Annotated in this window: 24 protein-coding genes and 1 tRNA gene; 16 read left to right on the forward strand and 9 right to left on the reverse strand. The window is 49.7% G+C overall.

Translation table 11 applies throughout. The features are described from left to right. The first annotated feature begins 70 nt into the window (after window positions 1–70). Entirely contained in the window at window positions 71–1,372 is a 1,302-nt protein-coding gene (gene bioA, locus C0068_RS05500) for an adenosylmethionine--8-amino-7-oxononanoate transaminase (RefSeq protein WP_103683486.1), read from the forward strand. A 6-nt stretch (window positions 1,373–1,378) separates the two neighbouring features. Continuing rightward, window positions 1,379–2,197 carry an ion transporter gene (locus tag C0068_RS05505; RefSeq protein ID WP_103683487.1) on the forward strand — a complete coding sequence of 273 codons (819 nt, stop codon included), beginning with the start codon at window positions 1,379–1,381 and terminating at the stop codon, window positions 2,195–2,197. A 125-nt stretch (window positions 2,198–2,322) separates the two neighbouring features. Here C0068_RS05505 and C0068_RS05510 read toward each other — a convergent pair whose 3' ends face one another. Continuing rightward, window positions 2,323–3,363, reverse strand: coding sequence for an AraC family transcriptional regulator (locus C0068_RS05510; RefSeq protein ID WP_233208748.1), 1,041 nt, complete (start codon window positions 3,361–3,363; stop codon window positions 2,323–2,325). 153 nt (window positions 3,364–3,516) lie between these two features. On the opposite strand from C0068_RS05510, the gene C0068_RS05515 reads away from it, so the two are divergent. Continuing rightward, window positions 3,517–4,128: a hypothetical protein gene (locus C0068_RS05515; protein ID WP_103683489.1), complete on the forward strand. Its 612-nt coding sequence runs from the start codon at window positions 3,517–3,519 to the stop codon at window positions 4,126–4,128. 3 nt (window positions 4,129–4,131) lie between these two features. Here C0068_RS05515 and C0068_RS05520 read toward each other — a convergent pair whose 3' ends face one another. Both C0068_RS05520 and C0068_RS05525 read right to left on the reverse strand, forming a co-directional pair. After that, entirely contained in the window at window positions 4,132–5,511 is a 1,380-nt protein-coding gene (locus C0068_RS05520) for a sensor histidine kinase (RefSeq protein WP_103683490.1), read from the reverse strand. Continuing rightward, window positions 5,498–6,175: a response regulator transcription factor gene (locus C0068_RS05525; protein ID WP_103683491.1), complete on the reverse strand. Its 678-nt coding sequence runs from the start codon at window positions 6,173–6,175 to the stop codon at window positions 5,498–5,500. The genes C0068_RS05520 and C0068_RS05525 overlap by 14 nt, the downstream gene beginning before the upstream one ends. 174 nt (window positions 6,176–6,349) lie before the next feature. Here C0068_RS05525 and C0068_RS05530 point away from each other — a divergent pair, with 174 nt between their 5' ends. Together C0068_RS05530 and C0068_RS05535 are read left to right on the forward strand one after the other, a co-directional pair. Continuing rightward, window positions 6,350–6,838 carry a hypothetical protein gene (locus C0068_RS05530; RefSeq protein WP_103683492.1) on the forward strand — a complete coding sequence of 163 codons (489 nt, stop codon included), beginning with the start codon at window positions 6,350–6,352 and terminating at the stop codon, window positions 6,836–6,838. 76 nt (window positions 6,839–6,914) lie between these two features. Continuing rightward, window positions 6,915–7,454 carry an RDD family protein gene (locus C0068_RS05535; protein WP_103683493.1) on the forward strand — a complete coding sequence of 180 codons (540 nt, stop codon included), beginning with the start codon at window positions 6,915–6,917 and terminating at the stop codon, window positions 7,452–7,454. A gap of 8 nt (window positions 7,455–7,462) precedes the next feature. On the opposite strand, the gene lptG is transcribed toward C0068_RS05535, so the two are convergent. After that, window positions 7,463–8,524: an LPS export ABC transporter permease LptG gene (gene lptG, locus C0068_RS05540; protein WP_103683494.1), complete on the reverse strand. Its 1,062-nt coding sequence runs from the start codon at window positions 8,522–8,524 to the stop codon at window positions 7,463–7,465. Next, a complete protein-coding gene (gene lptF / locus C0068_RS05545) occupies window positions 8,517–9,629 on the reverse strand; it encodes an LPS export ABC transporter permease LptF (RefSeq protein ID WP_103683495.1) in 1,113 nt (370 codons plus the stop codon). Before lptF ends, lptG begins: the two co-directional genes overlap by 8 nt. Window positions 9,630–9,989: 360 nt before the next feature. Here lptF and C0068_RS05555 point away from each other — a divergent pair, with 360 nt between their 5' ends. The 5 genes from C0068_RS05555 (at window position 9,990) to C0068_RS05575 (ending at window position 15,867) form a co-directional block, all read left to right on the forward strand. Then, entirely contained in the window at window positions 9,990–11,471 is a 1,482-nt protein-coding gene (locus C0068_RS05555) for a leucyl aminopeptidase (RefSeq protein WP_103683497.1), read from the forward strand. 4 nt (window positions 11,472–11,475) lie between these two features. Next, window positions 11,476–11,898 carry a DNA polymerase III subunit chi gene (locus C0068_RS05560; protein ID WP_103683498.1) on the forward strand — a complete coding sequence of 141 codons (423 nt, stop codon included), beginning with the start codon at window positions 11,476–11,478 and terminating at the stop codon, window positions 11,896–11,898. A 6-nt stretch (window positions 11,899–11,904) separates the two neighbouring features. Continuing rightward, window positions 11,905–12,327, forward strand: coding sequence for a hypothetical protein (locus C0068_RS05565; protein WP_103683499.1), 423 nt, complete (start codon window positions 11,905–11,907; stop codon window positions 12,325–12,327). Between the two features lie 169 nt (window positions 12,328–12,496). Beyond that, window positions 12,497–15,364: a valine--tRNA ligase gene (locus tag C0068_RS05570; protein ID WP_103683500.1), complete on the forward strand. Its 2,868-nt coding sequence runs from the start codon at window positions 12,497–12,499 to the stop codon at window positions 15,362–15,364. A 293-nt stretch (window positions 15,365–15,657) separates the two neighbouring features. Then, entirely contained in the window at window positions 15,658–15,867 is a 210-nt protein-coding gene (locus C0068_RS05575; RefSeq protein ID WP_103683501.1) for a cold-shock protein, read from the forward strand. 28 nt (window positions 15,868–15,895) lie between these two features. Here the strand turns inward: C0068_RS05575 and C0068_RS05580 are convergent, their stop codons facing one another. After that, window positions 15,896–18,514, reverse strand: coding sequence for a PAS domain-containing hybrid sensor histidine kinase/response regulator (locus C0068_RS05580; RefSeq protein WP_103683502.1), 2,619 nt, complete (start codon window positions 18,512–18,514; stop codon window positions 15,896–15,898). 396 nt (window positions 18,515–18,910) lie between these two features. Between C0068_RS05580 and C0068_RS05585 the strand changes: the two genes are divergently transcribed. Then, the gene (locus C0068_RS05585) at window positions 18,911–19,171 is read left to right on the forward strand and encodes a cold-shock protein (RefSeq protein WP_146047844.1); all 261 of its coding nucleotides are present in this window, start codon (window positions 18,911–18,913) and stop codon (window positions 19,169–19,171) included. A gap of 73 nt (window positions 19,172–19,244) precedes the next feature. Here the strand turns inward: C0068_RS05585 and C0068_RS05590 are convergent, their stop codons facing one another. Beyond that, window positions 19,245–19,463 carry a SlyX family protein gene (locus C0068_RS05590; RefSeq protein WP_103683504.1) on the reverse strand — a complete coding sequence of 73 codons (219 nt, stop codon included), beginning with the start codon at window positions 19,461–19,463 and terminating at the stop codon, window positions 19,245–19,247. A gap of 86 nt (window positions 19,464–19,549) precedes the next feature. On the opposite strand from C0068_RS05590, the gene C0068_RS05595 reads away from it, so the two are divergent. Further along, window positions 19,550–19,897 (forward strand): translation initiation factor Sui1, encoded by a 348-nt coding sequence (locus C0068_RS05595; protein WP_103683505.1) that lies wholly within the window; start codon window positions 19,550–19,552, stop codon window positions 19,895–19,897. A gap of 94 nt (window positions 19,898–19,991) precedes the next feature. Beyond that, a complete protein-coding gene (locus C0068_RS05600; RefSeq protein ID WP_103683506.1) occupies window positions 19,992–20,393 on the forward strand; it encodes a VOC family protein in 402 nt (133 codons plus the stop codon). Between the two features lie 2 nt (window positions 20,394–20,395). On the opposite strand, the gene C0068_RS05605 is transcribed toward C0068_RS05600, so the two are convergent. Further along, complete coding sequence (locus C0068_RS05605; protein WP_269844886.1) at window positions 20,396–21,736, reverse strand: sigma-54 interaction domain-containing protein; 1,341 nt, start codon at window positions 21,734–21,736, stop codon at window positions 20,396–20,398. 210 nt (window positions 21,737–21,946) lie between these two features. Here C0068_RS05605 and gpt point away from each other — a divergent pair, with 210 nt between their 5' ends. From gpt to C0068_RS05620, 3 genes are all read left to right on the forward strand, one after another. Continuing rightward, entirely contained in the window at window positions 21,947–22,411 is a 465-nt protein-coding gene (gene gpt / locus C0068_RS05610) for a xanthine phosphoribosyltransferase (RefSeq protein WP_103683508.1), read from the forward strand. A 75-nt stretch (window positions 22,412–22,486) separates the two neighbouring features. Then, window positions 22,487–22,563: transfer RNA gene (locus tag C0068_RS05615), tRNA-Arg, on the forward strand. A gap of 95 nt (window positions 22,564–22,658) precedes the next feature. After that, a complete protein-coding gene (locus tag C0068_RS05620; RefSeq protein ID WP_103683562.1) occupies window positions 22,659–23,660 on the forward strand; it encodes an AraC family transcriptional regulator in 1,002 nt (333 codons plus the stop codon). A 34-nt stretch (window positions 23,661–23,694) separates the two neighbouring features. Here the strand turns inward: C0068_RS05620 and C0068_RS05625 are convergent, their stop codons facing one another. Beyond that, complete coding sequence (locus C0068_RS05625; RefSeq protein ID WP_103683509.1) at window positions 23,695–25,224, reverse strand: acetyl-CoA acetyltransferase; 1,530 nt, start codon at window positions 25,222–25,224, stop codon at window positions 23,695–23,697. Window positions 25,225–25,387 lie beyond the last annotated feature (163 nt).

The following is a 25,387-nucleotide window of genomic DNA, read 5'->3' on the forward strand; positions in this document are numbered from 1 at the left end:
AAGACTATATGCGCCCTCGTGTTATCACCCCTAAATGCTTAAAATGGCGCATATTCACAGGGAGATAACAATGACTGACTACCACAATGCCAGCACCGAACAATGGCTTCAATGGGACAAGGATCATATCTGGCACCCGTACTCATCGATGCTAACGCCCGCAAAAATGGTACCGGTAATTTCCGCAAAAGGCATCAGGCTCACACTGGCAGATGGCAAGGAGCTTATTGACGGCATGTCATCTTGGTGGTCTGCCATCCACGGCTACAACCACCCCTCGCTCAATGCCGCAGCCAACGCGCAGCTAAGCGATATGTCCCATGTCATGTTTGGCGGCATTACCCACCCCGCCGCCGCCGCACTGGGTAAACGTCTGGTAGATCTCACACCAGCGGAATTATCAAAGGTATTTATCTCAGACTCTGGTTCGGTTGCAGTAGAAGTCGCCATCAAAATGGCCCTGCAATATTGGTATTCCATCGGCAATCAAAACAAAACACGCCTGCTAGCCCTGCGGAATGGGTATCACGGCGATACCTTTGGTGCGATGGCAACCTGCGACCCCGTCACCGGTATGCATCATTTATTTACTAAAGTATTACCCGCGCATTTATTTGCCGACGCCCCTCGCACCGCGTTTGGCGAATCAGCGAGCGACGATGACATGGCGCAAATCACCGATTTGCTTGAACAGCACCACGGTGAGCTAGCCGCAGTTATCGTCGAACCGATAGTGCAAGGCGCTGGCGGCATGCGCTTTTACAGCGGCGATTACCTTCGCAAGCTGCGCACACTGTGCGACAAATTCGATGTATTGTTGATCCACGACGAAATCGCAACCGGCTTCGGCCGCACCGGAAAATTATTCGCCTGCGAACATGCCAATATCAGCCCCGACATCATGTGTGTTGGCAAGGCCCTCACTGGGGGATATTTGTCTTTAGCGGCAACCCTGTGCAGTGACCGCATTGCCGATGGCATTTGTAATGGCGAAGCTGGGGTATTTATGCACGGCCCTACGTTTATGGGAAACCCCCTTGCATGCAGTATCGCCAATGCCAGCATCGACCTGTTACTAGCCGATGATTGGCAAAGCAATATTCAAAGAATAGAGCGCATTCTGAAGAAGGAACTCGCTGCGGCATCGCCACTAAAATCAGTAACCGAGGTTCGCTGCCTTGGCGCAATTGGCGTAATTGAACTAAAAGATAATGTCGACATGGCCAGCATTCAAGCCCGCTTTATTGCTAAAGGTATTTGGATGCGGCCCTTTGGCAAACTGGTTTACACCATGCCTCCCTACATTATTAGCGACGACGATCTCGTGTATCTCTGCCAACAGATCGTGGCGGCGGTTGCTGAAGAGGAATAGCCTTACATGGCCCAAGCAAACTTAAAAGCAACGCTCCACAAAGTCATATTCGGCACTGAACCCGGTGCCGGCCGGAATTTTGATATTTTTCTAATTATCATCATTCTTAGCAGTGTCGCGGCCCTGTTTATAGATTCGATCGCCACCGTACACCAGCGATATGGCGACTATCTCTTTGCGGCGGAAGTACTATTTACCGTGCTATTCACGCTGGAGTATATCGCCCGGATTTATTGCTCGCCCAATCGCCGCGCCTATATTTTTAGCTTTTATGGACTGGTCGATCTGCTCGCCACCATTCCAACCTATCTGTCTATATTTATTCCCGGCGCTCAACATCTATTAGTAATACGTATATTTAGGGTACTGCGCGTATTTAGAGTATTTAAATTATTTCATTATATGAGCGAAGCAAACGTCCTCGTCCGCTCCCTCGTTTCTTCACGAAGAAAAATATCTGTATTTTTAGTGTCAGTACTCACGCTCATCGTGGTCTTTGGCGCACTGATGTATTTAATTGAAGGGCCTCAAAACGGTTTTACCAGCCTGCCCCGCAGCATGTACTGGGCCATTGTAACGGTCACCACGGTCGGCTATGGCGACATCACCCCACGCACCCCGCTAGGACAATTTATTGCCGCTATGGCAATGATCACCAGCTACGCCATTATCGCAATACCGACAGGTATACTCAGCGCAGAACTGATTCAAGAAAGCCAGCGCAGCATCAACAATCGGCAATGTGACAGCTGTAAAAAATTGGGGCATGAAAAAGAATCGAAGTACTGCCGTCACTGCGGAGAAAAACTTCTTCCCCCACAGTAGACAGTTAAGCCATCAAAGTTCAAAGGCCACTATGAATTCGATACGAACTTGTGGTCTGGATTTAAATAAAGGAAAAACACAAGAAAGCCCAAGCCGGGGAATACAATAATGTAGTGTTAAATTCACTAACGGTGGCTTTCGCGCTCCTGTTGCCGATATTCACCAGGCGTGGTGCCAGTCCATTTTTTAAAACAGCGGTGGAATGCGGAGGGGTCGGTAAAGCCCATCAAAGCCGCGACAGCATTAATGGATAATTCAGAATTTCCTAAATAGGCCATCGCGGCGTCGCGGCGACACTCGTCTTTAAGCTGCTGGAACGTCGTTCCTTCCTTTTTTAAGCGGCGACGCAATGTCGGCGCTGACATATTCAATGCGTCGGTTATACGTTCAAAGCTCGGAAAGCCCTGAGAGAAGTCGTGGCCGATCATCGCTCTAACCCGCGCAACTAAACTACCGTCGTCACGGCTACCACTCATCACCATCAAGGGGTAAGGTGCCGCCCGCAAAAACTCTTTTAGCGTTCTTTCATTGTGCACTAAGGGATAGGATAAATAGCGGGTGTCAAAAACAAACTCATCACGCAGCTGTCCGTAATACACGGGACAGGAGAACAACTGCTGATATTTTTCAACGCGGCCTTTACCAGATGGCGCTTGCCCTGCAAATCGAACTTCCTTTAGCTCTATATTGCTGCCAACCAACCAGCAGAAGAATCGGTGCCAAATCGACAGGCCATATAGGTCAGCCATATCCACCTTATCGCCGGCAAATCCTTTTTTTATACTGCCGTAGCCAACGATGGCGTTGTCTTTACGGGTGTCTAAATAAATTTGCGCATCAGCATCGTAAAAGGTGCGAAAGAATTCACAGGCCCGTTTAATTGCTTTGTCCAAATTTTCGCAACCAATAATGCAATAACACATCATACGAAACGCGCCTGGGGTCACGCTTTTACCAAGCATTAAACCAAAAGCTTCGTCCTGCAATAAGCTCATAACCTGCTGATACAACTTTGTGTATTGCATCGCGGAAATACTGGCCTGATAGCCAGCCGATCGACTATTCAGCGGATTAAAGCCAATCCCAGCGACGCTTAATATTCCGCTGTGATCGTAGCCTCGCTCTGCAGCCAAATTAAGCAGCGAGCGTGCAAATTTGGTCGGCACAGATTCTAAATCGATATTACTCAGTGTATTTCTCCGATACCTGTCAATTTAACATTCGTATCTTAGCACCTGCTTTTGCGCCTGCGGTAGCGCATCCTAGGATAGCCCTTTAACAAGTTGAATAGAACGAATAAGCTAGCCATAATCAGCACTATGACTGATATTCGCTTTGATCTCATTATGACCGGCAATCTCGCATCTGGTGTATCGCGGGAGGTCGCCATAAATAAACTTGCTGCGCTATTCAAACGCCCACCGGAACAGGTCGGAAATTTGCTTAGCGGTAAAGCCAGTCGTATTCGCAAAAACCTCACTCAAGCAGAGCTACAACGCTATCGGGATGCCTTTAACAACATTGGCGTCATCACCAAGGTCTTGCCGTCTGCTACCGAGACAAGCAGTCCTGAAAGCAAGGACGCGCATTCTAGTACTTTATCGCTGTGCCCTAATGGTACGCCGGTGTTAAGTGACGCAGAGCGCCAACACCCTCCTATCTCTGCACCCGACACCGATCATCTAAGTATTGCGGATGTCGGCCAAACCTTGAGTGATGAACAAGCCTCGCCACCACTCCCCGCCCCCGACATTGACCACATCAAGCTTGCTCCCGCCGGAGACGAATTATTATCGCCACCTAGGTCAAGACCCGTGATTTCGCCGCAGACCAGCCATTTAAGTCTTTGCGGTGTGGGAACGCCGCTATTAGATTCAAAGCCAGAAATTAAGTGTCGGCCACCCAAAACCGACCATTTAGAACTACAGTGACGCTCAGTTCCCCCTAGGAAACCGCAATACCATTCGCAAACCCGGATTATTATCTTTTAATTCAATATAGCCATCATGCAAGCGCACGACAGCCTGCACCAAACTTAAACCCAGGCCATTACCAGGGTGACGACTGCGGCTGTGCTCGACACGGAAAAAGCGCTGAAAAACCCTTTCGCGATCATCTTCAGGAATCCCGATACCGCTATCAGCGACTTCTATACGCACCACACCACCTTCAACAGCCAGATTGACCTGCACCCGACCACCCTCGGGGGTGTACTTGATGGCGTTGTCGACCAAATTCGCCACTGCCTGAAACAGTAAATTGCGATCACCGTGAAAGCTGCCCACCTTTGCCAAGCCAGTGTGAAAAGTCTGTTCCTTTTCTGCGGCGAGGGGCTCATAAAGTTCGATCACATCTGACACTAACGTGCACAAATCAACTTCTGCAAAGCCAGAGCGACGATGCCCTGTTTCGACCTGCGCAATACGTAGCAATGCGCTAAAGGTGCCCAGTAAGCCATCTGCCTCATCAATTAACTGCTCCAATTGCTCGCGATTAGCATCGTCTTCGCAATTGTCGTGCAGATCACTGAGCTTATTTCTAAGGCGGGTCAACGGTGTTCGCAGATCGTGGGCAATATTGTCCGACACCTGCCGAACGCCGGTCATTAAGGCCTCTATGCGATCCAACATTTGGTTCACACTCTCTGACAAACGCAGAAAGTCACCACTACTCGACTTGGTTTCAATACGTTCCGACAAGTCACCGGTCATAATACGCCGCAGAGTGACATTAATATGCTCAACTCGCCGCAGACTCAGTGCAGCAACAATGGCGCCACCAATGGTGCCAAGCAGTATGGTGGCGACCATACTGCGGGTTAAGGCACCGCCCACTAATTTCGTACTGTTTAAAACATCGGCGTAATGCCGAGCTACCAGCACGTGTTCGCCACCGGCTAACTGCCGCGATCGCGCTACAAACTCAGTGCCAATCGAGTCTGGTACATTCGTTAGGGACTCAAAACTAAAACCAAGCCAACCATCTCGATATTCTTCACTGTCTGGCCACTGATCGAGATTACCGGCAATTTTATTTAGGTTTTCATCACCTACAAAATAGAAGAAGCGAATCAATCGATCTGGGCCGCTATGCGTTTTTACAAATTCATCAACTGCCGCCTCACCCCCGCGCTCATAAGCCTCGCTTAAATCAGACAGCTCGCTTTTAACAGAGTGATGCACTTCGGCAAAAAAGTCGTAGGCGATAAACGCATAAATCAGCGCCAGTACCATAAACACGGCCACGCTAAGCCATGCAACGTAACTGACCAAAAACCGAAAAGTGAAGCTGGTGAAAATTTTACTGAGAATCATCCAACATATATCCAGCGCCGCGAACGGTGTTCAGCAGAGGTTTATCGAAGCCCTTGTCGATTTTCTGACGCAAACGACTGATGTGTACATCTATGACGTTAGTTTGTGGATCAAAATGATAGTCCCACACGTTCTCTAGCAACATCGTGCGGGTAACAACCTGACCAGCGTGACGCATCAGATACTCTAGCAATTTGTACTCTCTGGGCTGCAGATTAAAAGGCTGCCCCGCTCGGGTAACCTTGTGGGCAAGCAAATCCATTTCAAGATCGGCAACCTTCAAGCGAGTAACCGCAGAGCCAGCTTCTTGGCGCCGCAATATAACCTCAATACGGGCAAGCAACTCGGCAAAGGCAAAGGGCTTAACAAGATAATCGTCGCCACCCGCCTTTAAACCTTTAACCCTGTCATCCACTTCACCCAATGCGCTCAAGATCAGGGCCGGCGTACTGTCATTTGAGGCCCGCAGAGTTTGAATAATAGTCAAACCGTCCACATGGGGCAGCATGCGATCAACAATCAATGCATCGTACTGTTCGGTGGTCGCCTTAACCAAGCCTGTTTTACCGTCGGCGGCATGCTCGACTTGGTAGCCGCTTTCACGCAAGCCCTTTACGATATATTCCGCTACGCTCGCATCATCTTCTATCAATAAGACCCGCATCTACACTAATCCCTTCCGCTTTTATTATAGTTTCGCCACTTTTGCCTTCCAAAGCGAAACCCCCATCGATGAAAGACCTAAGTTGGTGAGGTACATCTACTTATTCACCCATAGTATGGGGGCGCGTACACTTTTTTCCAACAGCTTCAGCTCCAGCAAGGGAGACTAGCAGCAATGAATAATATAAAAAATGCCTACGCCTGTCTTAAACATTGTTTGAGCAAAATACACTATTTGCTCTTAGTCGCCTGTGGCCTATTGCCGTGCTCTGCATTTAGCAGCGACTGGGGCACAGATACCATGAATGATGTAACAGTAGCTAAATCCCAAAAACTGAACTACCGCCCTACCATTAGCTTCTGTATAGAGCGCGATGAAACCACGGGTAAATTCCATGCATTCAATACCGATCAAGCCCGCTTTAACCGCGTTTGGATGGAACAAAACTCTGCCAAACATGGCAGCCAAGCGACCAAAGAGCTGATCAAAATGGGCTTTAAGGCGATATATAAATCTTTTTATAAACGCAGTGCCGGCGCCAAACGCTTTCTTCCAGATGAAGAGGGTCGGGTTGCGGTGTCAAATTATAGTGATTACCAAACCGACTACAGCGTTCACCTTAGCAGTGATTCGCTTACCTTTGGGCTTGCTCTCGCCTTTTGATTCCAAGCCAAGCTACACCCATTGAAGCCGCCCCTGTTACAATACCCGCCGTTTATAATATGCGGATTCATCGCCAATGCCTTCAAAGCCCAAAACTGCGAGCAAAACACCTCCTGCCGATACGCCTGTGGACACCGCTGCTTATGAAGGGCCGCCAGGGGTATTTAAACGTATTGCGGTGATTGTCTACGACGCCTTCTTATTGTTCGCCGTTCTCTTCGTCGCGACATTAATTCCTGCCTATTTTATTAGCCCCGAATCGTTTGTTGCGAACCCAGCCACCGATAGCGTGGTACATGAATTAGACATTCCCCTACAGGGATGGATCTACCGCATATACCTGCTGCTATTAATCATAATATTTTATAGCTGGTTCTGGCGGAAAAGCGGGCAAACACTGGGAATGCAAGCTTGGCGTATAAAGTTAGAAAGTACAGACGGCGACAAGCCAAGTTGGAAGCAATGTATTGTTAGGGTAATCGTAGCCGGCGTATCACTCGCGGCGGGCGGATTAGGTTACTGGTGGATTTGGATTGATCGCGACCGCCGGTCTTGGCATGACCGCGCATCAAACACCGTATTACGTACCATTCCAAAAGCGAAGAAAAAAGCCTAAATTATTCATCAGGCTTTTTTCATTAACATATACGTTCCCGCAAGAAAACAAACGCATATCGGCAGCAGACTGGCAAATATGGGATCAAAACCGTAGACCATACTCGACGGCCCAAGAATGTCCTGCAGTGTTCTAAACACAATACCGACCATCACCCCAACAAATACCCTGAAGCCCATTGTGACATTGCGCAATGGGCCGAAAATAAATGAAATGGCAACCAACACCATCCCCATAATTGTGAGGGGTTGCAGTAATTTATTCCAAAATGCCAACTCATAGTCGCCTGCATTCAAACCCTGCTTATTTAGATACTGGGCGTATCGCCACAAGCCACTTATTGATAAATCTTTAGGATCTAGCACGAGTATATTCAGCAATTCCGGCGACAAGCCAGTTTCCCAAGGCAGCTGGGGTATAAACTCAAATTGCGCGCCTTTTGGGGCGAGGGTAACTATTTTTGCGGCTTCTAAGGTCCACTTCCCTTCCGTGTAATAAGCTCGCTCCGCAAAAATATTCTCTTCTAGCTGCCGCTCTTCATCAAAGCGAAAAATGCTTACCCCGAACAAAACGCCATTCGGCTGTACAGCATTGAAATGCATAAACTGCTGTCCTTCTCTATGCCACATACCGTGCTGCGAATGTATGGCTGAGGTTTTTTGAAGGGCAACCGCACGCTGACTTTCTGCGATTTGCTGTGACACAGGTGCGACATATTCCGCAACGAGCAAACCCAACAAGGTGATGGCCAAGGTTGGCTTAATCACCGCAAACACTAATTTACTTGTAGAAACACCGGCGGCGCGCATAACAATTAATTCGCTGCTGCTCGCCAAGGTCCCCAAACCTGCTAAACATCCAACCAAGGCCGCAAAGGGCAGGTAGTCGTAAAAACTACCTGGGGCAGTTAAACCGACATATTGCAAAACCGACCAAAAGGTATAGTTGCCACGCACATCCTTTAAGCCGTCGATTAGCGCCGACAAAAGATCGATACCCACAATAACTAACAGCACCAAGATAATGGAGCCCGCTACAGTGCGGCCGATATAACGATTTAATTTAATCACGGCGGCGTCTCCAACTGAGCCACCAGTGTCGCAACATGCTGTCTCGATAAAGCAGTATTAAACCCAGCAGTAAAAACGCAGCGTGCACAATCCACATGCCGGGAAACACCGGCCAATCACCTTTAGCAATGGCGTCGCGAATTGCATTCAGGCATACCAGATACACCATATAAATCATAAACGCCGGAAACATTTTTCCGTAGCGGCCGCGACGGTGATCGGTTTTACTCAGGGACACCGCAATAACCGCCGCAATTGGCACAAGCAAGCCCAATGAGATACGCCATTGAATAGCCGCAATATCTTCCAGTTCAGTAGAGCCCCAAAGATCTAAGGTATCTTTGCCATCTAACTCTTGGCGATAGGTTTTAACCTCAGAATCCCTTATTAACTGATCAAGCCTAGCAAAGCTGGTTACCTGATAATCCATAAAGCCAGATTCACCGACATAGCGCACACCGTCATCTAGCACCAGATAGCGCTGCCCGGATTTTCTGTCGATTTCAAAACGACCCTGCGATGCGGTCACTACCGATATCAATGGCCGACCGCCGTCAACAATGGGCTCCGGCTGGGCAATAAACACCCCCTGCATCGTCTGGTCATCGCGATCAGCTTTTTCGATATAGGTTACGCGACCACTGCCCCTGTCTAAGCGGAAGCGACCTTCTACCGCCGCCTTTACACCAATTTCAGAGCGGCTTTCCGCCAGCAATTCAACATAGGCTTGGATACCGGAGGGCGTCACTACCAGACTGATATACGCAACGATACCGGCGGTAAAAAAGGCAGGAATTAAGGTGTAACTCAACAAGCGCCGCCGACTCATACCGCAGGCACTCATCACCGTCATTTCGCTGTCAACGTACAAGCGACCGTAGGAAAGCAGGATGCCAATAAATAAACCGAGCGGGAGTACTACCTCGAGGAAATTAGGCAGACGATACATCATGACCCAAAACAAAACTTCCGGCGCAAAATCTCCAGACGCGACCTGACCTAGGTATTTCACAAATCGCCCGCTCATAATAATCACGAGCAATGTCAGCGTGACAGCAAACACTGTCTTTAGCATTTCGCTAGCGAGGTACCTAAATAAAATCAAACAACCATATCTCCACCGCCCTTGTCGGCGCTAATTCCCAATGCGAGCGCCAAGTCTTTACGCCTTAAAAGGCTCAGCATAACGTATGGCGCGTCGCAAAAACGAGGCAAAAAACAGCGCTAAAGCAGTACTCACAATAGTAGACGAGCAATTTAAGCTGATTTTTAACACTATTTTGGCGAGTGCAATCCTTATGCTAAGGCCTCTTACTATTTCACGCGCAGATAATACCCTTTACACTAAGGTCAGAATACAGCCTTATAATACATTGATAGCGCAATGGCTTAATGTCCACGCTAAAAAGTCATAATATAACGGCGTGCATTATCACTAATCCGCCCATCGTCTGCGAGTAAATCCATGCAAATTAGTCTGAAGCCCATTAAAGATGTCTCTACCGTTAACACCAACTGCCTCATTCTCATCGTTGATCGCGCACTAAGTGCAGACATCGCTAAAGCAGTAGACTCCGCAATGGGCGGCGCTCTAAGCCAGATCATCAGCCGCGGTGACTTTAGCGCTAAAACAGCGGAAACACTTTATTTGCCAGCCATCAGCGGTTTAAAAGCCCAGCGCTTACTCGTCATTGGCAAGGGCGAAAATAGCGAATTGAAAGACGGCGAGTTTGATAAAATCATCAACGCCGCCATTAATACGGCGGGCAATGCCGGCTGCAAAGACATTAGCATCATGCTCGACAATATTAACGTCGCCGACCGCAAAGCCCCTTGGCAATATCAACGGGTAGCGCAATTAATTAACACCGCTGGCTATCGCTACACCGCCACCGTCAGCAAACCAAAACCGGCGCTGTCAATTCGCCGAGTGACATTGCAAGGTGCCAATACCGACGCAAACCGCAGTGCAATTCACGCCGGCGCCAGTATCGGCAAAGGCATAAACGTCGCCCGTAACTTGGGTGATTTGCCAGGCAATATCTGCACGCCGAACTATCTTGCCAGCGAGGCCCGCGCCTTGGGTCGCAAATTTGAGTCCATTAGCGTCAGCATTCTCGACGAAAAGAAAATGGCAGCATTAGGCATGCATTCTCTGCTTTCGGTTACCGCCGGCAGCGATCAGCCCGCCCGCCTCATCGTTATGGAATACAAGGGCGGCAAAAAATCTGACAATCCCCATGTAATAGTCGGCAAGGGAATTACCTTCGACACCGGCGGCATTAGCCTCAAACCCGGCGCGAAAATGGACGAAATGAAATACGATATGTGCGGCGCGGCTAGCGTTGTGGGCACGATGAACGCTATTGCCGATATCGGCATCAAGCTCAATGTTGTTGGCATAATCGCCGCCGCAGAAAATATGCCCAGCGGCAGCGCGACCAAACCCGGCGACGTAGTTACGAGTATGTCTGGGCAAACTATTGAGATTCTTAACACCGACGCGGAAGGTAGATTAGTTCTGTGCGATGCCCTCACCTTCGCGGGCAAATTTAAACCCGCCTCGGTAATCGACATCGCGACCCTGACCGGCGCCTGTGTTGTCGCATTGGGTAAGCACGCCACCGGCCTGTTCAGCAATAATGATGAACTAGCCGGCGAGCTACTTGAATGCGGCCAACTAGCCCAAGATCGCGCATGGCATATGCCGCTATGGGACGACTATCAAGCCCAGCTCGACAGCAACTTCGCGGACATGGCCAATATCGGCGGCCCCGAAGCGGGCAGCGTTACCGCAGCCTGTTTCCTATCACGGTTTACCAAAGACTACCGCTGGGCTCATCTTGATATCGCCGGTGCGGCGTGGAATAGCGGTGCCAATAAAGGTGCAACTGGCCGTCCAGTAGGTCTACTTTGCCAATACCTTGCTAGCAAGGCTGGCAACTAAATCAATGACGCTGATTGATTTCCACATTCTCGGTCACAGTGATAACAGCGCGGCAATGCACTACGCTTGCCGCCTGACTGAAAAAGCATGGCGCGCTGGTCATCAAGTATATTTACACTGCGAAGATGTCGATGCGACGGAAGCCCTAGACGCCATGCTCTGGCAATATCGCGACGAAAGCTTTATCCCCCATAGCCGTCACCCAGCAGACAACAACCCCGTATTAGTCGGCTGCGGTGAGCACGCTGGCGAGCACTGCGATGTAATCGTAAATCTCGCCAAAGAAGTACCAGTATTTTTTAGCCGCTTTAAACGCTTGGCAGAAATCGTAACCCAGCAAAACGACAGTCTCAGCGCCTCGCGGGAGCGGTATAGCTTCTATAAAAACCGCGGCTATCCCTTAAAAACCCACACCATCAAAGGTTGATATCTCATGCCCGAGGACAAAGCCCCCTTATTAGGCGAACTCGAAGAACTAAAGGCGGTGCTGCGCGAGCAACGCGGGGTAGACTTGGCCGCCATCCCCCTCCTTGACGATATTATCGAAAACGAAACCAGCCCAGAATTTGCCGATATCGACCTAGCAAGCGGCAATACCTTCGACGAGGAATATCTCAGCATTGCGGACGAGCCGATACACGACGACAGCCATATAGACGACGATGATAGCGAAACGCCCGCAGACAATGCCGCTAGCCCTTACGCCGACGACGGCAACTTCGAACGCGAGATTTTTATGCAGGAAGTTATCGACTCGATGATGCCAGAAATCGAAGCAGAACTGCGCAGCCGCCTTCTGGGTTTAGACGAATCGATTTTAGCGCGTTGGCACGCCCAGCTTCACACCAAGAAATAAGCCGCTAAGATGATGAAAAATCGGACTTCTTTTTAGCCAGCCCGCCGAAAACTCAGTATACTTGACCACTTTTTAATCGCCGCGCCTCCACGCTAAACGACAATATATTTAGCCTGCGCGGCGCCATTAACATTGCCTACACATCAGGCCAACACGCCACAGAGACACAATGGACAAGACATTTCAGCCCGCAGACATAGAAACCAAGTGGTACCAAAACTGGGAGGAAAAAGGCTATTTTTCACCCCAAGGCACAGGTGCTTCGTACAGCATCATGATCCCGCCGCCAAATGTGACCGGCAGCTTGCACATGGGCCACGCCTTCCAAGATTCGATCATGGACGCCCTCACCCGCTATCACCGTATGAAGGGCCATAACACACTATGGCAGGTCGGCACTGACCATGCCGGTATCGCCACCCAAATGCTGGTAGAGCGCAAAATCGCTGCGGAAACTGGTCAAACCCGACACGACCTTGGCCGCGACGCCTTTTTAGATAAAGTCTGGGAGTGGAAAGAAGAATCCGGTGGCACAATTACCCGCCAGTTGCGCCGCCTAGGTGCCTCGGTAGATTGGAATCACGAACGCTTCACAATGGACGACGGTTTTTACAAAGCCGTACAAGAAGTCTTTGTTCGCCTCTACGACGACAAACTCATATACCGCGGCAAGCGCTTGGTAAACTGGGACCCAAAATTACACACCGCAATCTCTGACCTAGAAGTCGAAAACACCGACGAAAAAGGCTTTATGTGGCACCTTCGCTATCCGTTAGCCGATGGTGAGACCACCGCAGATGGCAAAGACTACTTAATTGTCGCCACCACCCGCCCAGAAACCATGCTCGGTGACACCGCTGTTGCGGTAAACCCCAAGGACGAACGCTACGCAGCACTCATTGGCAAATTTGTTGCGCTACCGTTAGTAAACCGCCTCATCCCCATCGTTGCCGATGACTATGTAGACCGTGAATTCGGCACCGGCTGTGTAAAAATCACCCCCGCCCACGACTTTAACGACTACGCGGTTGGCCAACGCCATAAATTGCCGATGATCAACATCCTCGACAAAGACGCCGCCATCCGTGAAGAGGCAGAAATCTTTAATAGCGACAGCTCAGAAAATACCGACATCGATAAAGCCCTACCCGCACCGTATGCGAAACTAGATCGATACGCAGCACGTAAGGCGATTGTCAAAGATTTCGAAAAAGCCGGTTTGCTAGAAAAAGTAGACGACCACGCCTTAAAAGTGCCCCGTGGCGACCGCTCAGGCCTCGTCATTGAACCTATGCTCACCGATCAGTGGTTTGTTGCAACCGCCGCACTCGCCAAGCCGGCCATAGAAGCCGTTGAAGATGGTCGTATCGAATTTGTACCCAAACAGTACGAGAATATGTATTTCAGCTGGATGCGCGACATTCAAGACTGGTGTATTTCTCGGCAACTGTGGTGGGGCCACCGTATTCCCGCTTGGTACGACGCCGAAGGTAATATCTACGTCGCCCGCAATGAAGAAGAGGCCCGCGAAAAATACCAACTGCCCGCAGACCTTGAACTAAACCAAGACGACGACGTACTCGACACTTGGTTCAGCTCAGCACTGTGGACATTCGGTACCCTTGGCTGGCCTGAACAAACCGAGCGACTAAAGAACTTCCACCCCACCGATGTTTTGGTGACAGGCTTCGACATCATTTTCTTCTGGGTTGCCCGAATGATTATGATGACGATGCATTTTAATAAAGACGAAAACGGCGAGGCTCAAGTGCCCTTCAAAACCGTTTACGTCACCGGCCTAATTCGCGATGAACAGGGCCAAAAAATGTCGAAGTCCAAGGGCAATGTTTTAGATCCCTTAGACATGATTGATGGCATCGAACTCGACAAGCTTTTAGAAAAGCGCTGCGGCAATATGATGCAGCCACAGCTAGCGGAAAAAATTGCCAAAGCTACCCGCGCCACCTTCCCAGACGGCATTGGCGCCCACGGCACTGACGCACTGCGCTTTACCCTATTCTCTTTGGCCTCGACCGGCCGTGACATCAACTGGGATATGCGCCGCCTAGAAGGTTACCGCAACTTCTGTAACAAAATTTGGAATGCCGCCCGCTACGTGCTCATGAATACTGAGGAGCAAGATTGTGGTGTAAACGGCGAAGCGTTTGAGCTTAGTTTGGCCGATCGCTGGATTATTTCTCGCCTGCAACAAACCGAACAAACCGTTGCCGACGCAATGGCGGCATACCGTCTTGATCACGCCTCTCAAGCTATCTATGAGTTTATTTGGAATGAATACTGCGATTGGTATTTAGAATTATCTAAACCGGTTCTGTGGGACGACAATGCCAGTGCCGAAATAAAACGCGGCACCCGCCGTACGCTAATTCGTGTATTAGAAGCCACACTGCGCATGGCCCACCCCTTTATGCCTTTCATCACCGAAGAAATTTGGCAGCAGGTCGCCCCCATTGCAGGGGTTGAATTCACTGCGGGCAATGACACTATTATGCTGCAGCCCTATCCGCTGGCCGCAAATGAAAAAATTGATACGGCCGCTATTGCCGATGTGGAATGGCTAAAAAATGTCATTCTCGCCATCCGCAATATTCGCGGCGAGATGAACGTGCCGCCATCAAAAGCACTGAGCCTGCTGCTAAAAAATGGCAGTGACGAGGATTTACGCCGTCTCGACAGTACCCGTCAATCGCTAAGCAAACTCGCCAAGCTTGAGGATATCCAATGGCTGTCTGCTAACGACGAAGCGCCGATGTCTGCAACACAGCTGGTAGGTGCCATGGAAGTACTGGTACCTATGTCCGGATTGATCGATAAAGCTGCAGAAATTGCCCGCTTAGAGAAAGAAGTCCAAAAATTAGACAAGGAAATTCAGCGCCTACAGGGCAAGCTCGGTAACGCTGGCTTTTTAGACAAGGCCCCCGCTGACGTTGTTGCCAAAGAGCAGGAAAAGCTCGCTGCGCAGCAAGCGGCGCTAGCAAAACTAAGCGAGCAAATTCAAACAATTAAAACTTTGTAAGCTTTAGGCAGCCAATCTACTATAACGCGCTAAGGCATAGACAAAATCGCCAAAGCCGTTATAGTAGAGCCACGATAGGCCCGATATCCGCCGTAATGTAATGGTTGCACGCAGATACAATGCGCTGACTCTCTCAGCGCCCACGCTCAGCAGAAGCTACTGCCTTGGCGTCAATCCCTCCCCCATTTCACCATCAAAGGCGCGCATTATCGCCGCTGACCGCATCAAATTCAGTAATACGCTTTTTACCCCCTTTTTTACTAATCTGTTTGACAACTCAATGAGGACGAGCGATGAGTGACCGAGTTTCCGGTACGGTTAAGTGGTTTAATAATGCCAAGGGCTTTGGGTTTATCACCCACAACGAAGGCAGTGATGTGTTTGTGCATTTTCGCTCCATTCGCGGCGAGGGATACCGCACGCTGGACGAAGGGCAAACTGTCGAGTTCACCCTAGTAGATGGACCAAAGGGTTTGCAGGCCGAAGACGTAACAAAAGTCTAAGCCTCTCACCGTAGCAATTGAGAGCTAGCTAGAGCTTCTCTAAGCTTAAGCGCTGCTGATACTCCACTGCCCTATGCAGAGCCGAGGGGAGCAGCGGGTTGCTATAGACTTTGCTCGAATCTAACGATGAGATACGAACAGGCCGAGGGCTGACCGCAATCACCCGAACACCCTGTTTCTTACAGAAATTCAGCACCCCTCTGTCAGCCTCGCCCGCCGATATAAGCACGGTTTTCTCCGCATTATTTGCTGATAAGGCTGCAGATAAATCGCTCTCGCCTGTGACCCAATGTACGGTCTGACCATTCAGAGCCAAGGCCGCGTGTAGCGAGTCTTTTAACAAGCCCTCCGCTGCGCAGGCAAGCACCCTTACGCCTCCAGCGACACAGATACGCTTTGCGCTAGCGTCTATCGTAAATGGAATTGTGCAAACAAAACGACTACCTTGACGGTATTCGTCATCCAATGAAATCTCCCCCCCCATTAAGCCCAATAAGCGGGTAGTAATTGCCAGGCCTAAGCCCGTGCCGCCGAAGCGCCGTGCTCGACTATTTTCCTCGAGCATAAAGGGTTTAAATAACTGCTTGCGCATCTCCCCCGACACGCCGATGCCATTATCAATCACCTCAAATACAATACGCTGACGCGGTTCCGACGCTTTGTTTTCCACGCCAACCCGCAACTGAACCACGCCGCCTCCGGTCACAGAATGGGTAAATTTCATAGCGTTATCTAATAAATTAAACAACACTTTGCGTAAGCGTGCGGCATCAGCAAACACCCCAGCGGGCAAGTTGGGATCTATATGCAAAATAAATTGCAGTTTATTTTTTGCCGCACGCTCAGCAAATTCATCTGCAACGCCTTCAATAAATTCAGCAAGTTGAATGCTCTCAACTTGTAGCTCGAGGTCTGCGGCGTCTAATGCCGAGTAATCCAAAATATTATCTAGCGTGCCCAGCAAACTCACCGATGAACGACGCACAGTGTCTACCATCATCCACTGCTCGCGGCTTAATTCGGTTTTACTGAGTAAATCAGTCATGCCAATTACACCGTTCATTGGCGTGCGAATTTCGTGCCCCATAACGGCCAAGAACGTCGCCTTGGCACGGTTCGCCCCTTCCGCTTGCAAAAGCGCAGTTTCAAGCTGCTGAGTACGCAATCGAACACGGTCCTCCAAATTTCTATTTAAGCGCCGCACTTCCCGCTCTGCCTCTTTAAAATGAGTGACGTCAGAATGCATACCCACAATGCGAACCACCTGCCCGCTAGAATCCCGCTGCGCACAAGCGCGGCATACCGCATCGCAAACACTGCCGTCGCGACGGCGTAAACGATGCTCGTCACGAAAAACGATGTCATCGCTTTTTATAAATTTTTGAATTGCTGCCTGAACCCGCTCACGGTCTTCCGGATAAATACTGTCGTCAAACACCACTCGCCCGTCTAAAGGTTGGCCGCCCTGTATACCTATCATCTGCAGCCAAGCAGGGCTAAAGAATACCGAGTCGGTCGTCATATCCCAGTCCCAGAGGCCGTCACGCGAGGCCATCATGGCCATTTCAAAACGGCGCTGGGAATGTTGGTACTGCTGGAATAAATACCGACGCTCAGTAACGTCGTGTAAACACACCACCAAAACCTCGCCATTCTGAGTAGCAAAATCGCCGAAATACAATTCAACGGGAACCTCTACCCCCTCGCCATTTATAACGAGTAATTCGCGGCCCTTAATCTGATGCTCGCCGCGCCCGCGATCAGAATCCAAATAGTTTTTACTAAACAACTGGTACTGCTGACGAAAGCGCTTTGGCAGCAGAGAAGACATTTCCATTCCAGACAGCTGATCGTGGGAATACTGCAAAAACTCAGTAGCCGACTGACTGGCCGAAAAAATTCTCCCAGCACTGTCGGTTAACAAAACCAATCCGGGCAAGCTGTTTATTAGGCGATTAATATAATCCTGAGTATTGAGCTTGCTTTTGTGTTCCCGCGCTAATTTTCGCGACACATAGGCACCTGCCAACAGTGGTATCAAAAACGTTAGCGATATGATGAAGACAAACACCTGCTGACGACGTATGCCCACGCGCTGATCAAAGCTAGTATTGGCTATTCCCAATGCCAATTGACGCTGATGCGCACTTAGCGTATTCAAGCCCTCAGTCAAGGCTTCACTGTCTTTCATAGGATTGAGCGGCACGGGAACCTCAACCAAATGCTCAATAGAATTCGGCTGATAAGACAAATACACGCTTAGCAATCGCGTCAGATTTTGAACCGTCGTCTGTGGAAACAGCGCAGAAGCATCTCCATTTAATAGATCGCTCCCCGCTTTTAAGCGTGTGCGAATGACATCAATTTGAGGTAAATCGTTAATAAAGTAAGCGGACGCAAATTCGTGGAGAATAGCACCACGCGCTAGAGTAATATCTAATTGCTGCAAAGCCGACTCCCGCGCATGAAACTGAGCGAGATCGAGCTCGGATAATGAGTTAACCGAATCAGTGCGATTAAGTAAGACTAGCTGAGACAAAGCTAAAGTTAATACCAATGCGCAGAGCGCCGCCAACACTGTATTTAGCACGGCGCGGTGCTTGATAGCACTGTGCTTACTCTCTCTGGATTCTATCCAGTCACGCATTTAATTGCCCCATGCTAAGCTGGAGTGTGAACCGGACTGCCCCCACCTCCCTTACATCTACGCATAGTGCGGGCTATGGGGGTGGCGAACTATTCGTAATTTCCCCTAACCGTCGTTATTATCGGCAAAAATTCGTCAACTAGGCCAGTAAACCCAGCTACCGCGACGTTAAGGTATACCAGTGCTATAATTGCGCGCGGACAAAACAAGGCGTCCGTTAAATTTGAGCAATTTCTTTCTACTTTCAGCTATTTTTGGATTTTTATGTTACTGATAATTAAAATTATATTTTTGGCCATTCTAAGCTTTTTAAGCATTGCAGCACTCCAGTTCACGTGCGTAAACGCAAGCAGCCCACTCTCTGCGGCCATCATTACCATCGCAATATTACTCGGCATGTTAATTTCACCCAGCCTTCCCGCACTGGCGGACAAGTTCAAAAGCCAGCGTGAACGCGGTACGGTAAAATGGTTTAACGTAAGTAAGGGATACGGATTTATTACCCGTGATGCCGGTGGTGATGTTTTTGTGCATTTCCGCTCAATTCGCGGCCAAGGTCGGGGACGTCGCAGCCTAAACGAAGGTCAAGCCGTTGAGTTTGTTCTCACCGAAGGTGAAAAGGGACCACAGGCCGAAGAAGTCTCTATTATTAAGTAAGACCCACCCTAAAAAGAGCTATGGCAATCATGCTAGATCTGCCATAGCTAGCCCAACTCCAGTAGACGGGGCATCAATAATGCGGCGGGCGCTCCATCTCGTGTACTTGACCATCCTCGGCGGAGGCGTTTTTCTGCTTCATTTGTTCGTGCAATAGTTCAAGCGTACGTCGTAGATTCCGTATTTCTAGGTCTTGCGCGACAACGCGTTCATTCAACGCATTGAGCATATCTTCTTGAAACGCCAATTGAGTTTGCACTTCCACAAGCTGGCTAGACACATCAATGGCCATTCTCGACTCCCATAAAACTGGATTGCTATTCGCCCATAAGCGGGGGAAGCCATTATAATCGCCATAGCATGAAATAGGAGAAAATCGTGTCCAGACTTGTTTACTCTAGCGACGTAGGTCGTCGCTGCCCAGATTGCGGCCAAGCTAGCGCCGACTGTGTTTGCAAAAAAGCAAATACTGCCGCACCCACCGGCGACGGTATTGTCCGTATTAGACGGGAAACCAAGGGTCGTAAAGGCAAAGGGGTTACTATTGTTAGCGGTGTACTCCTTGATGCCGACGAACTCAAAAACCTTGGCAAAGAACTGCGTCAGAAGCTCAGCACCGGCGGCGCCATAAAGGATCACGAAATGGAGTTTCAAGGTGACCATCGCCAGGCCCTTAAAACCCTATTGGAAAACAAAGGCTATACCGTCAAACTTGCCGGCGGCTAGGCACTCGTTTTATAAGTACCGAGATAACTCCAGAGTGTAAGCTGGTATCCACGAACTTACACTTACACCAAACACATAATAAAAAGGACTCAATATGCATCCACCACTACTTAGCGACGCCGTTGAAATAGGGGTCGTCACCACAAATATGAATGACATGCGCCAGTTTTACGGCGAAACCTTGGGACTTAAGTATGAATCAGAGCTAGCTTTTCCCGGTGGAATTATGCATCGCTACCACCTTGGCGCCGCCATTATTAAGCTCGTGTCCTACGATCAAGCCCCCGAACACGGGGTTATCCCCGGCGGCGCCTTCAGTGCTAAAGGCTACCGATACATATCAATGGGTGTAAGCGGATTATCGGCGTGGTTTAAAGACCTAAAAGCATGCGGTGTTGAGATTCCTGTAGAGGTCACACCATTCGCTGACGGCATTGGTTTTGGTTTTATAGCCGACCCTGACGGTAACTGGATAGAAGTGTTTGGCGTCTTATAAGACTAGACTTTAATATCCAATTTCCGCATTTTTTCAATCAAAGTCGTACGCCGCAGCCCTAAATGTGTTGCGGCTTTGCTTATAACCCCAGCGTGGGCCTCTAATGCCTCTGCAATCCACTGGCGCTCCAAGATTTGAAAATACGCTTTCATGTCGATACCGCTCACCGGCAAACTAGGCACGCCATCCGCCCTAACTGCAGTATCCACTGCCGACTGAGACGCTGGCCTCCAGCTGTCTCCCCCGTGTCGGTAGTTCTCAGGCAAATCTGCAAAACCAACTACCGTATCGGGGTACATAATGACTAAGCGCTCCAGCAAATTCGCCAATTCGCGGATATTCCCCGACCAGGCATGTGCCGATAAAGACCGCAGTGCCGAGTCAGCCAAACGCAGGCGCCCCAAGCCCTCCGCTTCTAGCTGCTTTGACAAAACACGAATTAAATGGGGAATATCTTCACGTCGCTCAGCCAGCGCGGGTACATTTAAGGGAAACACATTGATCCGGTAATACAGATCTTCACGAAACTGCCCGGCGCTAATCATGGCTTCTAAATTGCGGTGGGTGGCGGCAATAATTCTCACATCTGCAGTACGGGTTTTATCAGATCCCACCCGCTCAAACTGGCGTTCCTGAATAACCCGCAAAATTTTTACCTGCATTTCCAGCGGCATATCGCCAATTTCATCAAGAAATAAGGTTCCACCCTCTGCCAGCTCAAAACGCCCTGCTCGGCTAGAAATAGCGCCGGTAAATGCGCCGCGCTCATGGCCAAACAATTCGCTTTCTAATAATTCTCGGGGAATAGCACCGCAGTTAATTGGCACGAATGGCGCGTCGCGGCGAGATGATAAGTCGTGCAAAGAACGCGCAACCACCTCCTTTCCCGCACCCGATGGCCCGGTAATTAATACCGTCACCGCCTTATCGGCAACTTGCGCCGACAATCGCCGCAGCTCGGCAACCGCAGAGCTCACACCAACCAAAGGCTCATTAGCTAGCACCGCGCCACGCTCGCGGCCCAGCTGCAGGCGATACAGCACTTCGAGTACGTCTTGATAGTAAAAATCTGTTTTCAAAACCAAGCCATTCACTGGATTGGCCTGCGACGTCGATGTATCCGACAAAGTCACCACTGGTGGAGTCGCAGCGCCCAGCCATTTTTTAAGTGCAGGGCTAAATTGGCCACTGCTAAATATTGCGTCGCACTCCGCCGGCTTTAAATCCGTAAGATTGGTGTATACCCGACATTCCCCCAGCGAAAGCAGAACATGCTGCAAGCGCAAACTTTGCTCTACCGGGGCCGCTATAAGAAATCGGGGAGATAATTTATGGTTATTCACTATTCTTCATCACGCAGACTGTCATTTTATTGACTATAGCAACTATAAACCATTAAGCCTTAGTAAAACTTACTATCAAGTCAAAATTTTGACCACTCCGCCATATTGGATAGATTACTTCAGGCCCCAAACACACGCCTTAAACCTTGCGATGACGCGACCCATACGGCACAATCTGCCACCTTTCACCTCCGCAGGAAGGCTTTTAGCATGTCAGACGGCAATTACCCCGTTTACTATTTATCTTGGGATGAGCTGCACCGTGACACCCGCGATCTAGCCCGCAAGCTCACCACCCAACCGTGGAAAGGCATTATCAGCATTGCCCGCGGTGGATTAGTTCCCGGCGCCATCCTAGCTAGAGAATTAAATTTGCGAGTGGTGGATACCCTGTGTATCGCCAGCTACGACCACGACCAACAGGGCAAAATTAATATCCTCAAAACCGTCGAAGGTGACGGTGATGGCTACCTCCTTGTTGACGATTTAGTCGACACCGGCGGCACCGCAAAAATCGCCAAAGAACTACTCCCCAAAGCCTGCTTTGTCACCATTTACGCCAAGCCCAAAGCAATGGCGTTGGCAGAGCATTTCGTCAGAGAGTTTGCCCAAGACACTTGGATTCACTTCCCTTGGGATATTGAACCCACTTATAGCCAACCACTTGTACAATAAGCCTTTTTGATTCGCGACGGCATTCACTATAAAATCCGTCACGCTTTATGCAGGTCATTCTGATCTGCATCACACGTCCCCGTGGCACAGCTGGATAGCGCGGCCCCCTCCTAAGGGGCAGGTCACAGGTTCGAATCCTGTCGGGGACACCATTTTTTATATTTTTAGGCGCGCTACGCTAGCGATCTCCCTTACAATTACAATAACGGCACACTAGAGACTCCGCGGTATGAGTAGTATTTCGTCAATGCGTAACATTTCAGTCGGAAACTATTTTATTCACGCGGTGCTGCGCAATGTTGAGGCCCACGGACTGGACAGAAATACCCTGCTGCAGGCAGCAGGAATTTCACCCGAGCTACTAAGCCAACACAACGCCCGTGTTTCTGCCGTGAATTTTGGTCGGCTGCAATCTATTGTAATGCGAGAAATGAAGGACGAATTTCTCGGCTATGGCCCCTCCCGCTATGTGATCGGCACATGGACAAATATGTGTTATTCGGTCATCCACTGCACCACCCTTGGCCACGCAATGGCAAGGTATTGTCGTTTTTACCAAATGTTTGAGTGGGGCCTGCAGCCGCGATTTGAAATCAACGGCGACGAAGCAAAATTCGTTATTGAGCACGGCAATACTGACCACCCAATTGGTGAGTATGGCTTTGAGCTCATTATGTTTAATTTACATCGATTTAGTAGCTGGATGGTCCGGCGCCATCTGCCGCTTATTGCCGTTAATTTGGAGTACCCTGCCCCCGCTCACGCCCAAGAATACCGCCATCTATTTCTAGGGCAGGCAGTGTTTTTTAACAAACCCAGAACTGAAATTATTTTTCATCGCAGCTTAACTGAGCTGCCTTTAGAGCAAACCGAACAATCGCTGCAGCGCTTTTTACAACACCCCGCCTTGGTGATGTTGATTCAGCAATACAAAGAGAAAAGCTGGACAGACCAAGTGCGTATGATCGTCAACAAGCACTTGATTGACACACCTGGAATAAATGAAATTGCCGAGCTGCTGCACTTACATCCGCAAACATTGCGCCGGCGACTTGCGCAGGAAGGCACTACCTTTAACGAGGTAAAAACCCAGTGCCGCCACGACACCGCGCTATACCATCTTGGTCGCTCCAATCTCTCGATTGAAAGTATTTCGCAGCGCACGGGGTTTTCAGAATCTAGCGCATTTACCCGCGCGTTTAAAAGCTGGACAGGGATGACGCCACAAGATTACCGCCGCCGTATGTGACGCGCCTTATTCAAAATAAAGCGCGTCACATGCATTAGACAAAACGCACGATATTCTGCGGCGCCTTGTGAGCCACCTCAACACGTCGCCCGATTACCTCCTCGTCGCCTTGCAAGATTGCAAATGCAGCTTCGTCATCCGCAGCGGTATTTGCTAAGAAACGACAACCATCATCTAAGCGACCAATCACAATACCCAAACTCGGCTTGCCGCGCTTATAAACAAGCGTGTAGGTTTCAACAACACCAATACCATTGGCTTCCTCCGCGAGCTCCGCCACTGGCAAGCTATCAAACTTCGCCTGCAAACTAGTATCAGCATTTTTACAGGGTGTTTCTGGCGGCAGTGCAGAATATAAACCCACCGATTGTTTTGACAAGAACCCGCCATTCGCCGTTACTAAACCAAAGCTCGACTGCGCCTGCCTTAGCTGATCGGTCAAACTCGCAATAGCATGGGTACTGTAGTTATTTCCGGCTCCGCCAAAGAAAGGCAAACCACCAGTTACGGTTAGGGCCTCGTCGGTATTCCAGTCTAGACCCATTGCCTCACATGCCGCCAAGACGGCAATGGGGAAGCAACTATAAATATCCATAACGTCAATATCTGCAATCGATTTCCCTGCAGCGCTTAATACGCTGTTTAAGGTCAATTTCATCGATTCGGACACCGCCAAATCTGGCCGCGAAGAAACAAAGCCATCATCGACATCAGCGTAGCTGTGTAAATAAACCCACTGCGACTTAGGGATACCTAGCGCCAGCGCCTTGTCCACTGAACACATCAATAGCGCCGCACCTTGATTCACCGCATCCTGTGCCACCATCCACTTGGTATGTGGATGGGCAACCCAGTAATTATCGTCAGATACGGTATTCAAAAACTCAGCGCTTCGAGCCTGCGGAAACTGCGAATAAGGATTGCTCGCGGCAACATCAGAAAATTTAGAAAATAAGCGCGAAGCCAACTCACGATGCTCCGCAACACTTAGTTTGTGCCGCGCCCGCCAAGCGTGCTCAAGCAAAGGATAAACCTGTGTCGGAAAGGTAATACCATGTGCAACTTCATGCCGTGTAAACAACCAGTGGCAGCCTCGGTCGTCCAGATCGCCCTCAACGGTTTCACTCCAATCTAAGGCCAAACCAGCTCGCCCAGCTTGCTTCATAATGCCGGTCGCCTCGGCGCCGGCAATCAAACCAAACTCCATTTCCCCCGCAGCGATTTTCTCCGCAAACTCATTAACAAAGCGCTGTGGCGAATGACCTCCCTCACGCCCATAAATCGCCCGCTGCGGATTAGCGCCAATACGCTTGGCTAGCGAACGCGGAACATTATTACTGCCGCCGAAAGGCCCCTTACCACCAGGTACAGAATCGACAAAGCCGCGAACAAACGCAATGGTATCGATATGGGGGATGAGGTCTGTTTGTGCAGCCGCTGAGTCGATCGCGACTTTAGCCGCCTTAGCAGCAATATCGAGGGGCGACATTGCCGTTTCTGCTGTTACTTCATCACGAAAAACATATTGCCCAGACGCAACTAGGATGGGAGTTCTATTAGCCACAAAGCTTCCTTATTTACCGATATTTTTATGTAGTATAACTCGGCAGAAGCCAAATTGAATTGACAGCAATGACGGAAACGCCGGAATTCTCGGTCGCCCCAAAATCGTCACTTGCCTATTGAGTTTCAGAAAAAAATTAGGCCGCCTTATTATCGCAACAAAA

Source organism: Zhongshania marina (assembly GCF_002915595.1).
Lineage (GTDB): Bacteria > Pseudomonadota > Gammaproteobacteria > Pseudomonadales > Spongiibacteraceae > Spongiibacter > Spongiibacter marinus_B.

Bases quoted from the DNA above. Each gene is read 5' to 3' on its own strand.
- bioA (WP_103683486.1), top strand. From the start codon at position 71: ATGACTGACTACCACAATGCCAGCACCGAACAATGGCTTCAATGGGAC.
- C0068_RS05505 (WP_103683487.1), top strand. From the start codon at position 1,379: ATGGCCCAAGCAAACTTAAAAGCAACGCTCCACAAAGTCATATTCGGC.
- C0068_RS05515 (WP_103683489.1), top strand. From the start codon at position 3,517: ATGACTGATATTCGCTTTGATCTCATTATGACCGGCAATCTCGCATCT.
- C0068_RS05520 (WP_103683490.1), bottom strand. From the start codon at position 5,511: ATGATTCTCAGTAAAATTTTCACCAGCTTCACTTTTCGGTTTTTGGTC.
- C0068_RS05525 (WP_103683491.1), bottom strand. From the start codon at position 6,175: ATGCGGGTCTTATTGATAGAAGATGATGCGAGCGTAGCGGAATATATC.
- C0068_RS05530 (WP_103683492.1), top strand. From the start codon at position 6,350: ATGAATAATATAAAAAATGCCTACGCCTGTCTTAAACATTGTTTGAGC.
- C0068_RS05535 (WP_103683493.1), top strand. From the start codon at position 6,915: ATGCCTTCAAAGCCCAAAACTGCGAGCAAAACACCTCCTGCCGATACG.
- C0068_RS05555 (WP_103683497.1), top strand. From the start codon at position 9,990: ATGCAAATTAGTCTGAAGCCCATTAAAGATGTCTCTACCGTTAACACC.
- C0068_RS05560 (WP_103683498.1), top strand. From the start codon at position 11,476: ATGACGCTGATTGATTTCCACATTCTCGGTCACAGTGATAACAGCGCG.
- C0068_RS05565 (WP_103683499.1), top strand. From the start codon at position 11,905: ATGCCCGAGGACAAAGCCCCCTTATTAGGCGAACTCGAAGAACTAAAG.
- C0068_RS05570 (WP_103683500.1), top strand. From the start codon at position 12,497: ATGGACAAGACATTTCAGCCCGCAGACATAGAAACCAAGTGGTACCAA.
- C0068_RS05575 (WP_103683501.1), top strand. From the start codon at position 15,658: ATGAGTGACCGAGTTTCCGGTACGGTTAAGTGGTTTAATAATGCCAAG.
- C0068_RS05580 (WP_103683502.1), bottom strand. From the start codon at position 18,514: ATGCGTGACTGGATAGAATCCAGAGAGAGTAAGCACAGTGCTATCAAG.
- C0068_RS05585 (WP_146047844.1), top strand. From the start codon at position 18,911: ATGTTAATTTCACCCAGCCTTCCCGCACTGGCGGACAAGTTCAAAAGC.
- C0068_RS05590 (WP_103683504.1), bottom strand. From the start codon at position 19,463: ATGGCCATTGATGTGTCTAGCCAGCTTGTGGAAGTGCAAACTCAATTG.
- C0068_RS05600 (WP_103683506.1), top strand. From the start codon at position 19,992: ATGCATCCACCACTACTTAGCGACGCCGTTGAAATAGGGGTCGTCACC.
- gpt (WP_103683508.1), top strand. From the start codon at position 21,947: ATGTCAGACGGCAATTACCCCGTTTACTATTTATCTTGGGATGAGCTG.
- C0068_RS05620 (WP_103683562.1), top strand. From the start codon at position 22,659: ATGCGTAACATTTCAGTCGGAAACTATTTTATTCACGCGGTGCTGCGC.